The sequence below is a fragment of the Pseudoalteromonas shioyasakiensis genome, from assembly GCF_001550135.1.
Lineage (GTDB): Bacteria > Pseudomonadota > Gammaproteobacteria > Enterobacterales > Alteromonadaceae > Pseudoalteromonas > Pseudoalteromonas shioyasakiensis.
Window position 1 is genome coordinate 116452 of sequence record NZ_LRUE01000014.1, and the last position, 12666, is coordinate 129117.

Here is a 12666-nt window from a genome sequence, read left to right on the forward strand (position 1 = left end):
AATGCTCGCAATTGCGGGCATTTTTTATGAATTGCAATTGGTTACTGGTAATTTATACAGTGCTCTGGCATTATTAACCGCAGATAATAATGATAATAGACGGATCAGTTAGTTGGCGATTATTTTAGGGATTGATCCTGGTTCACGATTAACAGGGTACGGCGTGATTGCTCACCAAGGTGCTAAGTTCACTTATTTAGGTAGTGGCTGCATTAAATTGGCCGATCACGATTTTCCGGTACGCTTAAAAATGATTTACCAAGGGATCAGTCAATTGGTAGAGCAATTCTCACCAGACAGTTTTGCTATAGAAAAAGTGTTTATGGCACACAACCCAGACTCAGCGCTTAAGCTCGGTCAAGCACGTGGCGCTGCTATCGTTGGCGCTTCAATGGCAGAGCTGCCAGTTTATGAATATTCAGCTAGGCAAATTAAGCAGGCCGTTGTAGGTAATGGCGGAGCCGATAAGTCTCAAGTACAGCATATGGTTAAAAACATTTTAAAGCTGCCTGGTACCCCTCAAGCCGATGCCGCAGATGCCTTAGCAATTGCTATTTGTCATGCACATTCAGAACAAAATTTAATAAAACTTGCGGGCAGTGCGAGCAAAACCGTAAGAGGACGATTAAGGAAGTAATATGATTGGTCGATTAAATGGCTTACTAGTAGAAAAACAGCCGCCAGAAATTCTTATTGAAGTAAGTGGTGTAGGCTACGAAGTGCAAATGCCGATGACCTGCTTTTATGATTTACCTGCAGTGGGTGAGCAAGCGATTATTTATACCCATTTTGTGGTACGTGAAGATGCCCAGCTATTATTTGGCTTTAACAACAAAACCGAACGCGCTTTATTTAGAGAGTTATTAAAAGCCAATGGTGTTGGGCCAAAACTTGGTCTAGCTATTTTATCGGGTATGTCGGCGCAGCAATTTGTAAGTTGTGTTAACAATGAAGATGCAACAACACTGGTTAAACTGCCGGGTGTTGGTAAAAAAACGGCTGAGCGTTTAGTGCTCGAAATGAAAGACAGACTCAAAGATTGGGGTAATGACTTATTTACACCATTTAGCGATAATGCCGTCATTGAGCCATCAAGTAATGATACCCTTGTGGCAAATAATGCTGCCGATGACGCAGTATCAGCACTTGTGGCATTAGGCTATAAGCTACCGCAAGCACAAAAAGCGGTTAAAACAGTGAACAAACCAGATATGACGACCGAGGTTCTAATTAAAGAAGCTCTAAAATCAATGTTGTGAGTAAACCATGATTGAAGCAGATCGCTTAATAGATGCGAGTGAACAAAGTAACGAAGACAGTGTTGATCGTGCCATACGACCAAAGCTGTTAACCGATTACACCGGCCAGCCGCATGTTAAGCAACAAATGGAAATTTTTATCGAGGCAGCTCGCCACCGTGGCGAAGCGCTGGATCACTTATTAATATTTGGCCCACCGGGTCTTGGTAAAACCACACTTGCAAATATTGTTGCCAACGAGCTTAACGTTAATATTAAAACAACGTCGGGGCCAGTACTCGAAAAAGCAGGCGATTTAGCCGCACTTTTAACGAACCTTGAAGAAGGCGACGTACTGTTTATTGACGAAATACATCGCTTGAGCCCGCAAGTCGAAGAGATTTTGTATCCCGCAATGGAAGATTATCAGCTGGATATAATGATAGGTGAGGGCCCCGCAGCACGCTCTATCAAGCTTGATTTGCCGCCATTTACTTTAATTGGTGCAACAACTCGTGCTGGCTCACTCACTTCACCACTTAGAGACCGTTTTGGTATTGTTCAGCGATTAGAGTTTTATTCTGTTGAAGACTTATCAAAAATTGTTGCCCGCTCAGCAAGCTTTTTAGACTTAACCATGTGTGATGAAGGCGCAACCGAAATCGCCAAGCGTTCACGCGGTACACCGCGCATAGCAAACCGTTTATTACGCCGCGTTCGTGATTACACCCAAGTGAAATCAGACGGTAAAGTAAATGCTACAGTTGCAGAGCAAGCCCTCGATATGATTGATGTCGATAAAAGCGGTTTTGACTACATGGATAGAAAATACTTGCTAGCTATTATCGAAAAATTTATGGGCGGCCCCGTTGGCCTTGATAACCTAGCGGCTGCAATTGGCGAAGAAAAAGAAACCATTGAAGATGTGATAGAGCCGTTTTTAATTCAACAAGGCTTTATTCAGCGTACCCCCCGCGGACGACTTGTTTCAGACATCGCTTACCTGCACTTTGGGCTAACGCCAGAGAAATAACTAAAACCCCGCGAAGCGGGGTTTTTTGTAGTTAGACATTAGAAGTTAGGTTTTTTAGTAGTTAGACTTCAGAAGTTAGATATCAGTTGATCGAGAGGGTGGTTTTATTTTTTTGTGTAATTAAACATAAAGCTTGCTATCTATGAAATTGGTTTTACTTTGTTCTAACCACTAACCACTAACCACTAACCACTAACCACTAACCACTAACCACTAACCACTAACCACTAACCACTAACCACTAACCACTAACCACTAACCACTAACCACTAACCACTAACCACTAACCACTAACCACTAACCACTAACCACTAACCACTAACCACTAACCACTAACCACTAACCACTAACCAGTGGGTTGTTGTCTCATTTTAACATCTGTAATTCACATGCTGTTAAGTTATCGGTAGGTATTCTCATTGGCGTTTGTGTAGGCAAAAAAAAGCCCGCATAAGGATGCGGGCAAACAACAAGTTGAAGGAAGTAATCCAGGGAACTACGGTCTACTTGAATAAGGTTTTATCCCGATTTAAGTAAACCTAGAGCAATACGAAACTTCATATTGCTAAAAACGGAGCTTGATGAAAGAAACTTTCATGAGGTTGCTTGCTCGGTATAGGTAAATAATACGCAATGATGGATTTTTCTTCAAACTAGAAAAATTTTATTTTCAGATAAAAAAAACTAATGTGAGCTAAAAATTTAATTGTTTTCTTTTTGTTCACTTTGTAACTATTTTGTTTTTAACCTTCTGAATAAAAGAGTTTTTATAATTTTTGTGATCTTTATTCAGGATTAGTTTAAGTATTCTGTAGTAGATTTGCAAAAGTGCTTTTGGGTGTTTATGCGTAATTTATGAATAAACGTCGTGTTTTTGGCTGTTTTGGTTGCTTTTGAGAGCTATTCTAGTGACTTATTATTAAGGTGAAAATATGCGTAAATGTGTTGATAAAACCTAATATGGCTAAAAAATAACTAAGCAAATTGCTTTTTACCGTTATTTGCCGCTAATTCACAGCAAGAGCGTTGTCAGTTTATAACTGACTAGATACACTAGATGTAACTTTTGGCCATGATTGTGGTCAATAAATGCAAGTGTAAAAAATATAACAAATTACATAGAAATCTATTTTAGGAGTTTAACGTGGGATCAGGGCTTAACTTTTTAGATCTTATTCTAGAAGCCAGTGTACTTGTCCAGCTAGTAATGTTGGCATTAGTCGGTATGTCGGTAATGTCATGGGCAATTATTTTTCAACGTAAAAAAGCGATTTCTGATGCACTTAATGGCGCTAAGCGTTTTGAGCAAAAGTTTTGGTCAGGTATTGATTTAAGTAAATTATATAACGAAGTATCTGCTCGTCCTGGTGGTGCATCAGGTGTTGAAGCATTATTCGTTGCAGGATTTAAAGAGTTTGCACGTCATAAGAAAAATACATTTCAAAGTGCAGGCATCGTAATGGAAGGCACACATCGTTCAATGCGAGTTGCGCTGTCGCGCGAAGTTGAAAAGCTTGAGTCTAGTTTATCGTTTTTAGCAACAGTGGGTTCAATTAGTCCTTACATCGGTCTGTTTGGTACGGTATGGGGTATCATGAACGCATTCATCGCGTTAGGTGAAGTTAAACAAGCAACGCTACAAATGGTAGCGCCAGGTATCGCCGAAGCGCTGATTGCAACTGCAATGGGCTTATTTGCTGCAATCCCTGCTGTAATTGCTTACAACCGTTTTGCTAATAAAGTAGAAAAGCTTGAAGGTAATTACATTAACTTCATGGAAGAATTCGCCAATATTTTACACCGCCAAGCAGCTGCGCAAATAGAGGCTAAAGCGAATGTATCAGCGTAAGAAACGTCGCCCTGTAGGTGAAATAAACGTAGTACCTTACATTGATGTAATGTTGGTACTACTAATTATATTTATGGCAACTGCGCCACTTATTACCCATGGTGTAAAAGTGGATTTGCCGAAAATGGAAGAATCGGATTTAGTTGATACCAAAGATACACCGCCTATCATTGCGTCAATTGATGCTGAAGGTAAGTACTATGTAAGTATTGGTACTGACCCAGAAGCACCAATGGAAGCGCTGGATGTTGCGGCGGTAATTAAACTTCAACTGCAAAAAAATCCAGATACACCTGTGATGATTAAAGGTTCTGGCCGTGTTTCTTATCAAGAAGTACTGCTGCTTATGGACTTTTTGAAAAATGCTGGTGTGCCTTCAGTGGGTCTTATGACCGAATCATTCGAGGGGACGAAAGGCTAGTATGGGTGCATCAGTAGTAAAATCGGTTCTTTTGCACCTTGCAATAGCAGGTTTATTAGTAGCAACAGCTAATTTTCATATGCCAGCGCCTAAGGTGATGGAAGTAACGCTGAACCCTGCTTTACCAGAGCCTGAAAAAGCCGTTGCCGCAGTAACGGTTGATCAGCAAAAGGTTGAGCAGAAAATTGCCGAGCTTAAAAAGCAAGAAGAAGCAAAAAAACGAGCCGAAGCAAAACGTATTCGTGACCTTGAGCGCCGTGCAAATGATGCGCGTAAGCAACGTGAAGCTGAAGACAGACGCCTTAAAAAGCTAGAGCAGCAACGCCGCGCGAAAGAGAAAGAAAAAGCAGAAGCAGAAGCACAAGCGAAGAAAGCACGTGAAATTCAAGAGAAAGAACGAGCTAAAGCGCAACAGGCTGAAAAGCAAAAGCAAGAAGCTGAAGCCGCAGCGAAAGCTGCAGCTGAAAAACGTAAAGCTGAAGAAGAAGCGTTAAAGAAAGCGGAAGAAGAGCGTAAGCGTAAAGCTGCCGAAGCTGAAGCTGAACGTAAACGCAAAGAAGCTGAAGCAGAGCGTAAACGCCAGCAAGCATTGCAAGAGCAAATGCTACAAGAACAATTAGCTGCTGAGCAGGCTGCACGTAATAAAGTGCGCCAGCAACAAGTAGTGGGCGAAGTTGAAAAATATAAAGCGTTAATTATGGCGCGCATTCAACAAAACTTCTTAAAAGATGAGAAGATGAAAGGTAAAGAATGTCGTCTTAATATTCGTCTTGGTTTTAATGGCTTAGTGACTCAAGTAAAATCACTGGGCGGCGATACCTTGGTATGCGAAGCTGCAATGCGCGCGGTACGTATGGCAGACACACTACCAGTATCACCTGACCGTGAAGTATTTGAGCAACTTAAAAATATTAATTTAACAATAGCGCCTCAATTTTAAAGGAATGATATGTTTAACCAGATAAAAACAGCATGTTTTATTGTATTACTGGGCTTTCATGGCATTGCCAGTGCTGCACTAGAAATTGTGATCACCGATGGTATTGACGGTGCACGTCCAATTGCGATTGTACCTTTCCAGTACAATGGTGTAGGAACTATCCCTGAAAAATTAAGCTCAGTGATTGCAGCTGACTTAATGCGTAGTGGTAAGTTTAAGCCAATTGACGTGAACACAATGCCGCAGCTTCCAGCAACTGACACCGACGTTGATTACGGCGCTTGGGTTAATAAAGGCGTTGAAGCGGTTCTTGTAGGCCAAGTCGAGCAGCAAACAAATGGCCGTTACTTAGTTAAGTATGAGCTTATTGATGTTATTCGTGGTCAAATTACCGGTGGCGAAACGCAAATGATGAGCAATGGCCAATTAGTTAAAAGCCAAGATCACATTTTAGACGCACGTGAAAGCGTAATTGCTGAAACAGGTTTTCGCCGTTACGCGCACCGCATTAGTGATGTAGTTTACGAAGCGCTTACGGGTGAAAAAGGTGCATTCTTAACGAAGATTGCTTATGTGATTGTTCGCGAAGAAGAACCTAAGCCATACCAGCTTGTAGTTGCTGATTACGATGGTTTTAATGAGCAAGTGTTACTTCGCTCTAAAGAGCCATTAATGTCACCAGCGTGGTCACCTGATGGTACTAAGCTTGCGTACGTAACATTTGAGAATCGTCAAAGCCAAATTTACATTCAAGATTTATACACAGGTAAACGTGAGCTGATCACAAGTCACCCTGGTATTAATGGTGCACCGCAGTTTTCGCCTGATGGTAAAAAGTTATTATTAGTGCTTTCTAAAGACAGAAATGGTGCAACAGAAGTATATGTTTTAGACCTTGCAACTCGTAAAGAAAGACGTCTTACAAACCACCGTAGTATAGATACTGAACCATCTTGGTTCCCTAATGGGCAAGATATTGTGTTTACGTCTGAAAGGGGTGGTAATGCCCAGATTTATAAGTTAAATTTGCAAACTGGTAGGTCAAAACGCATGACGTTTGACGGAGATATGAACCTAGCAGGTTCGATTTCTCCAGACGGAAAAGAATTAGTGATGGTGAACCGTACCAACGGTCAATACCATCTTGCTAAGAAAGAGCTAGCTACAGGCGCGTTCCAAGTATTAACTAGAACTCGCTTAGATGAATCACCGAGTATCGCTCCAAACGGCTCGATGATTATCTACAGCACGCTTCATAATAATAAACAGGTGTTGGCGTTAGTTTCTATGGACGGTCGCTTTAAAGCACGCTTACCTGTGCTAAACGGACAAGTAAAGGCACCAGCTTGGTCGCCTTATTTACAGTAATTTTACTGGTTTACTCAATATAGGAATCAATTAAATGCAACTTAATAAAACTTTAAAAGGCCTGCTAATTGCTGTGCCAGTGATGACATTAGCGGCATGTAGCTCTTCTTCAGGTGTTGACGAAGGTGCTGCAAACCAATCTAACCAAGGTATGGTTGAGCAATCAAACAACACTGATACTGTTGAAGTTGCAACGCTTACTCCAGAGCAACAAGCTGAAGAAGCACTTCGTGAAAAATACGAAGCGTTACGTCAAGAGCAAATCATTTACTTTGGTTTTGATAACGCAAAAATCCAAAGCAAATATGCTGAACTATTACAAGCACACGCTGAGTTCTTAGTACAAAACCCTTCAGTTAAAGTTCTAATCGAAGGTCACGCAGATGAGCGCGGTACGCCTGAGTACAACATCGCACTAGGTGAGCACCGTGGTCAAGCAGTAGAAAAATACCTACAAAGTTTAGGTGTTTCTGCTAGCCAAATGTCAGTAGTGAGCTATGGTGAAGAGAAGCCAATGGTTAAGTCTCGCACTGAAGAAGCGTTCGCGAAGAACCGTCGCGCAGTATTAGTTTACTAATAAAGAGTCATTATGAAGCCGAAAATTATTTTGGCAGCAATGATCTTAAGCGGGAGCACCCAGTTATGGGCTGCTCCCGCTCCTGTTTCAGAAGCTGCAAGCTCGCAATCGAGCATTGAGAAGCGTTTAGTCGCTTTAGAAAACATGATGAAGTCACGTAATTTATTGCAAGCTGAGCTTCAGCAGCAGCTTAATATTTTACAAGACGAAGTGAGCCAAGTACGTGGTATTACTGAAGAGCAAAGCTATAAGCTTGAAAAAGTATTACAACGTCAGCGTGAGCTTTATCAAGAGATTGAGAACCGTGTAAGCCAAGCTTATAGCCAGCCTGCTGCAACACAAACTCAACCTACTAACACTTATACGGATGTGGGTGCATCTCAGGCAATTAGTTCAGACTTATCTGAAAACGAAGCCTATGAGCGTGCTGTAGCGTTAATCATGAAAGATAAACGTTATGAGCAAGCAATTCCTGAGTTCCAAACATTCTTAACTACTTACCCTAATTCAGTGTATGCATCTAATGCGCATTATTGGTTAGGTCAGCTGTTAACAATCCAAAACGATCAAGCTGGTGCAACTGAGCACTTTAAAGTTGTTGTGAATGAATACCCTAATTCTAATAAGCGCCCAGATGCGATGTTAAAGTTAGGAAACTTATTAGCGGATCAAGGTTTAGGCGAGCAAGCCCTTAAAACCTTTAATGATTTAATTAATCAGTACCCAAGTACTACCGCTGCTAAATTAGCCACAGAACGTCTGTCGCAAATGTAGATTTGACCTGATTAGACTGCTTTTTGACATAAGCGGTCTAAAATTAGGCAACTAGACATAAAAACTTAAAAAAAGAGATATTTTCTGTTGCACTCAGCATTTAAATAAGTATTATAAGCGCCCGCAGCAGGCGATTGGTAACAACAGCCAAAATGCGGAAAAAAGAGCGGGTCATTAGCTCAGTTGGTAGAGCAGTGGACTTTTAATCCATTGGTCGATGGTTCAAGTCCATCATGACCCACCATTCTTTGAATGGTTCTATATCGGCGGATTTACGCGGCTTATTATAAGCATCAGAGCGGGTCATTAGCTCAGTTGGTAGAGCAGTGGACTTTTAATCCATTGGTCGATGGTTCGAGTCCATCATGACCCACCATTCTTTTGAATGGTTCTATATCGGCGGATTTACGCAGCTTTTTACAAGCATCAGAGCGGGTCATTAGCTCAGTTGGTAGAGCAGTGGACTTTTAATCCATTGGTCGATGGTTCGAGTCCATCATGACCCACCATTCTTTGAATGGTCTTATATCGGCGGATTTACGTAGCTTATTACAAGCATCAGAGCGGGTCATTAGCTCAGTTGGTAGAGCAGTGGACTTTTAATCCATTGGTCGATGGTTCGAGTCCATCATGACCCACCATTCTTCGAATGGTCTTATATCGGCGGATTTACGCAATTCAACATCCAGAGCGGGTCATTAGCTCAGTTGGTAGAGCAGTGGACTTTTAATCCATTGGTCGATGGTTCGAGTCCATCATGACCCACCATTTTTCGAATGGTCTCATATCGGCGGATTTACGCATCTAAATATACAGAGCGGGTCATTAGCTCAGTTGGTAGAGCAGTGGACTTTTAATCCATTGGTCGATGGTTCAAGTCCATCATGACCCACCATTGCTGATTTATCTTTTCTTTCTAAGTTATCCTTTATTTATCTTAACAGCTCACAGCAATACTGTTCTTTAGCTTAAGATTCTCGTATAATTCGCGCCATGAATGCACTGTGGACTAAGTGGTCGAGAAATGAGTCTAGCTGAACAAATTATGCCTGAAGATTATATCTTCCCTCCAAAGCCAGCTCCGTTATCAAAAGACGAGCAAGCTGAGTATAAGGCACGTATCAAACAATTATTAAAAGACAAGAACGCGGTTCTTGTTGCCCATTATTACACTGATCCTGAAATTCAAGCACTAGCTGAAGAAACAGGCGGTTGTGTTGCTGACTCGCTAGAAATGGCGCGTTTTGGCGCTAAGCACGACGCAGATGTAATTGTGGTAGCCGGTGTTCGCTTTATGGGCGAAACAGCAAAAATCCTAACGCCAAATAAAACAGTTGTTATGCCAACACTTGCTGCAACTTGTTCATTAGACGTAGGTTGCCCAATTGAAGAATTCTCAGCGTTTTGTGATCAGCACCCTGATCGCAAGGTAGTAGTGTATGCAAATACATCAACAGCTGTTAAAGCGCGTGCAGATTGGATTGTTACTTCTTCATGTGCCCTAGAAATCGTTGAGCACCTTGATGAGCAAGGCGAAAAAATCATTTGGGGTCCAGATAAACACTTAGGTTCTTACATTCAAAAGAACACAGGTGCAGACATGATCATGTGGAATGGCGCCTGTATCGTTCATGACGAGTTTAAAACCAAAGCACTTAAGGATATGAAAGCCTTACACCCAGATGCGGCTGTATTGGTTCACCCAGAGTCCCCTGCGGAGATTGTAGCCTTAGCTGATGCGGTTGGCTCAACAAGCCAACTAATCAAAGCAGCGCAAACTATGGACAACAAAAAGTTCATCGTAGCGACTGACCGAGGCATTTTCTACAAAATGCAGCAGTTATGCCCAGAGAAAGAATTCTTTGAAGCCCCAACAGCGGGTGAAGGCGCAACATGTAAAAGCTGCGCACATTGCCCGTGGATGGCAATGAATGGCTTAAAAGCGATAGAAGAAGCACTGACAGACCCAGAAGGTAAAGAAGTGTTTGTTGATATGGACTTACGCGAAGGCGCATTAAAGTCGCTTAACCGTATGTTAGATTTTTCAGCAACGCTTCAGCGTTAAGAACGAATCGTCTATACAAAAGGCAAGGTGTTTACCTTGCCTTTTTTGTTTGATTACTAATCACTTAACTGCACTATTTTAAAAAGCCCTTGCGTCTATAGGGTTGTTTTCATACTATAACGCCGCGCTATAATCTAAGCGCCTTAGGTGACGTGTCCGAGTGGCTGAAGGAGCACGCCTGGAAAGTGTGTATACGGCAACGTATCGAGAGTTCGAATCTCTCCGTCACCGCCATTATTCAATATCAAGACGTCTCATGACGTCTTTTTTTGTGCCTTTAAGTATTCCAAATCAATAACTTACCATCCCATGGTGTCTCATCCCGTCTCATCGCAGCGCAATTTTATAGTATCCCGCATGGTATTCCTTGCATTTAATGCCATACTTAGGAATACCAAACAGCTAAATTTATTTGATTATGCCTAAAACTATAAAGCCTTTATCCAATAACGAAGTTAAAAATGCTAAGCCTAAAGAAAAAGATTATGTATTATCTGATGGAAAGGGTTTACAGCTTAGGGTGCGTATAAATGGCTCTAAACATTGGAATTTTAACTATTACCATCCTATAAACAAAAAACGTATTAATATGGGTCTTGGTATTTATCCGGATTTGAGCTTGGTTACTGCACGCAAGTTAGCTCAAGATGCCAGAGAGTTGCTTGCACTGGATATAGATCCTAAAGAGCATAGAGAAAGTAAACGCAAAGAAAAGCTAGCCCAAGAAGAACTAACTTTAGAGAAAGTTGCTAAAGAGTGGTTTGAGTTTTCTAGTAAAGGTTTGTCTAAAAATTATTGCGATGATATGTGGCGTTCTTTGGATAATCATATTTTTCCAAAATTAGGAAAACGTCCTATAGGAAAACTAACAGCACCTCTGGTAAGCAACTTATTAGATCCGCTTGCCAAGGATGATAGATTAGAAACTGTTAAGCGTCTTTGCGAAAGGCTTAATAGGGTAATGGTTTTTGCGATGAACAAGAACTACATTACAGTTAACCCTATAGCGGGAATTAAAGCTAACTACAGTTCACCAAAAAGAGTTCATATGCCCACTCTTAAACCAGATGAATTACCAGAGCTTATGCAAACACTGGCAAATGCCAGTATCAAGCATATAACTCGATTTCTAATAGAGTGGCAACTTCACACCCTCACTCGACCAGGAGAAGCTGCAGGGACTCGCTGGGATGAAATTGATGTAGATAAAAAAGAATGGACTATTCCTGCTAGTCGCATGAAGATGAGAAAAGAGCATGTGATCCCACTATCTAAACAAGCCCTACAGCTATTAGAAGCAATTAAACCCCTATCAGGCCATAGAGAGTTTGTATTTCCATCAGACCGAGATCCTAAAAAACATATTAATAATGAATCAGCAAATGTTGCATTAAGGCGAATGGGGTTTCAAGGACGTTTAGTTAGTCATGGTATTCGGTCCCTAGGGAGCACGACACTGAATGAAAAGGGATTTAACCCTGATGTGATTGAAGCTGCCTTAGCTCACGTTGATAAGAATCAAATAAGGGCAGCATATAATCGAAGTGATTATTATGAAAAGCGCAAAGAGTTAATGAGCTGGTGGAGTGATCATATTGAAAGGTCCTCGCAAGGATCAGTTTCTATTCTGAGTATAAATAAAAAGACATTAGTTAGATGATAATAAAGGAATATACAAATGGCTCTAACACAAATGCAAATTATTCAGTATCTTGGTGGAGCTATGAGCTGGCTAGAAAGAGAGTTAAGCTGGGACGTACCCCCAACAGAACTTAGGCACTTAACGGGCAGGATAGGTGGGCTATACGCCGCACTCATCACGAATGACCGTATGGCAACTGAAGTTAACCAGGTTGGCTACGCTGGTATCTAGTATTGGTGAAGAGTATATGTCAAAACAACAGCTAAGATGAGTACATGCGGTCATATAAGCTTTAATACAAATACATTAGAGCTGGTTGATCGTATCATTATTTTGAGAATAAACACTGAGGAAATGCAGGTTGAAACCTTATTAGATACTCCTGTTGCAGAAGCAAAAGTATTAATGAATATAGTTCCAACAGGTAAGAGTACTATTGCTGTAAGCAAACTATTGAGATCGCCAGTTCAGAAGCGTAACTTATTAAAAGTTAAAGAAGTACTGTGGCAGGGCTACAAGATAGTTGAGCTTGAAAATGGAAGTATTGAAGTATTCTGTAATGAAGAGCTTGTCTCTCCGAGCAAGCCTTACTTACGTGAAATAGCTAAGAAATTAGGGTTATCAATATTGAATGGTAATGGCAATCCACTCAATACCAGGCAACTTGGCTCTTTGTTGATTAAGGAATTGGCTATTTAATGGCTAATATCATTGCTTGAATGAATACACATAAAAAGTTACATTAAATTTAAATTAATA

Annotated in this window: 13 protein-coding genes and 7 tRNA genes; all 20 read left to right on the top strand. The window is 41.1% G+C overall.

Annotated elements, in window-relative coordinates:
* Nucleotides 1-112: 112 nt before the first annotated feature.
* The 20 genes from ruvC (at nucleotide 113) to PASHI_RS07900 (ending at nucleotide 12606) form a co-directional block, all read left to right on the top strand.
* Nucleotides 113-637 carry a crossover junction endodeoxyribonuclease RuvC gene (gene ruvC, locus PASHI_RS07805; RefSeq protein WP_054561285.1) on the top strand — a complete coding sequence of 175 codons (525 nt, stop codon included), beginning with the start codon at nucleotides 113-115 and terminating at the stop codon, nucleotides 635-637.
* Between the two features lies 1 nt (nucleotide 638).
* Nucleotides 639-1259 carry a Holliday junction branch migration protein RuvA gene (gene ruvA / locus PASHI_RS07810; RefSeq protein ID WP_062565177.1) on the top strand — a complete coding sequence of 207 codons (621 nt, stop codon included), beginning with the start codon at nucleotides 639-641 and terminating at the stop codon, nucleotides 1257-1259.
* 7 nt (nucleotides 1260-1266) lie between these two features.
* Entirely contained in the window at nucleotides 1267-2271 is a 1005-nt protein-coding gene (ruvB, locus tag PASHI_RS07815; protein ID WP_054553011.1) for a Holliday junction branch migration DNA helicase RuvB, read from the top strand.
* Nucleotides 2272-3415: 1144 nt separating this feature from the next.
* Nucleotides 3416-4120, top strand: coding sequence for a protein TolQ (gene tolQ / locus PASHI_RS07820; RefSeq protein WP_054561288.1), 705 nt, complete (start codon nucleotides 3416-3418; stop codon nucleotides 4118-4120).
* Nucleotides 4107-4541 (top strand): protein TolR, encoded by a 435-nt coding sequence (gene tolR, locus PASHI_RS07825; protein WP_054561289.1) that lies wholly within the window; start codon nucleotides 4107-4109, stop codon nucleotides 4539-4541. Before tolQ ends, tolR begins: the two co-directional genes overlap by 14 nt.
* A gap of 1 nt (nucleotide 4542) precedes the next feature.
* Nucleotides 4543-5481: a cell envelope integrity protein TolA gene (gene tolA / locus PASHI_RS07830; RefSeq protein WP_054561290.1), complete on the top strand. Its 939-nt coding sequence runs from the start codon at nucleotides 4543-4545 to the stop codon at nucleotides 5479-5481.
* A gap of 9 nt (nucleotides 5482-5490) precedes the next feature.
* Entirely contained in the window at nucleotides 5491-6849 is a 1359-nt protein-coding gene (tolB, locus tag PASHI_RS07835) for a Tol-Pal system beta propeller repeat protein TolB (protein ID WP_062565178.1), read from the top strand.
* A 34-nt stretch (nucleotides 6850-6883) separates the two neighbouring features.
* Nucleotides 6884-7426: a peptidoglycan-associated lipoprotein Pal gene (pal, locus tag PASHI_RS07840; RefSeq protein WP_054553016.1), complete on the top strand. Its 543-nt coding sequence runs from the start codon at nucleotides 6884-6886 to the stop codon at nucleotides 7424-7426.
* 12 nt (nucleotides 7427-7438) lie between these two features.
* The gene (ybgF, locus tag PASHI_RS07845) at nucleotides 7439-8200 is read left to right on the top strand and encodes a tol-pal system protein YbgF (protein WP_054561292.1); all 762 of its coding nucleotides are present in this window, start codon (nucleotides 7439-7441) and stop codon (nucleotides 8198-8200) included.
* A gap of 168 nt (nucleotides 8201-8368) precedes the next feature.
* Nucleotides 8369-8444: transfer RNA gene (locus tag PASHI_RS07850), tRNA-Lys, on the top strand.
* Between the two features lie 56 nt (nucleotides 8445-8500).
* A tRNA-Lys gene (locus PASHI_RS07855) sits at nucleotides 8501-8576 on the top strand.
* A 57-nt stretch (nucleotides 8577-8633) separates the two neighbouring features.
* A tRNA-Lys gene (locus PASHI_RS07860) sits at nucleotides 8634-8709 on the top strand.
* A gap of 56 nt (nucleotides 8710-8765) precedes the next feature.
* Nucleotides 8766-8841 (top strand) — tRNA-Lys (locus PASHI_RS07865).
* Between the two features lie 51 nt (nucleotides 8842-8892).
* Nucleotides 8893-8968, top strand: a tRNA-Lys gene (locus tag PASHI_RS07870).
* A gap of 51 nt (nucleotides 8969-9019) precedes the next feature.
* Nucleotides 9020-9095, top strand: a tRNA-Lys gene (locus tag PASHI_RS07875).
* 129 nt (nucleotides 9096-9224) lie between these two features.
* Nucleotides 9225-10265: a quinolinate synthase NadA gene (gene nadA, locus PASHI_RS07880; protein ID WP_054561293.1), complete on the top strand. Its 1041-nt coding sequence runs from the start codon at nucleotides 9225-9227 to the stop codon at nucleotides 10263-10265.
* Between the two features lie 146 nt (nucleotides 10266-10411).
* Nucleotides 10412-10499, top strand: a tRNA-Ser gene (locus tag PASHI_RS07885).
* 184 nt (nucleotides 10500-10683) lie between these two features.
* Nucleotides 10684-11925, top strand: a complete 1242-nt coding sequence (locus tag PASHI_RS07890; protein WP_062565179.1) for an integrase domain-containing protein — start codon at nucleotides 10684-10686, stop codon at nucleotides 11923-11925.
* 18 nt (nucleotides 11926-11943) lie between these two features.
* Nucleotides 11944-12138, top strand: coding sequence for a hypothetical protein (locus PASHI_RS22210; RefSeq protein WP_062565180.1), 195 nt, complete (start codon nucleotides 11944-11946; stop codon nucleotides 12136-12138).
* A 36-nt stretch (nucleotides 12139-12174) separates the two neighbouring features.
* Nucleotides 12175-12606, top strand: a complete 432-nt coding sequence (locus PASHI_RS07900) for a hypothetical protein (RefSeq protein WP_062565181.1) — start codon at nucleotides 12175-12177, stop codon at nucleotides 12604-12606.
* The last annotated feature ends 60 nt before the right edge of the window (nucleotides 12607-12666 follow it).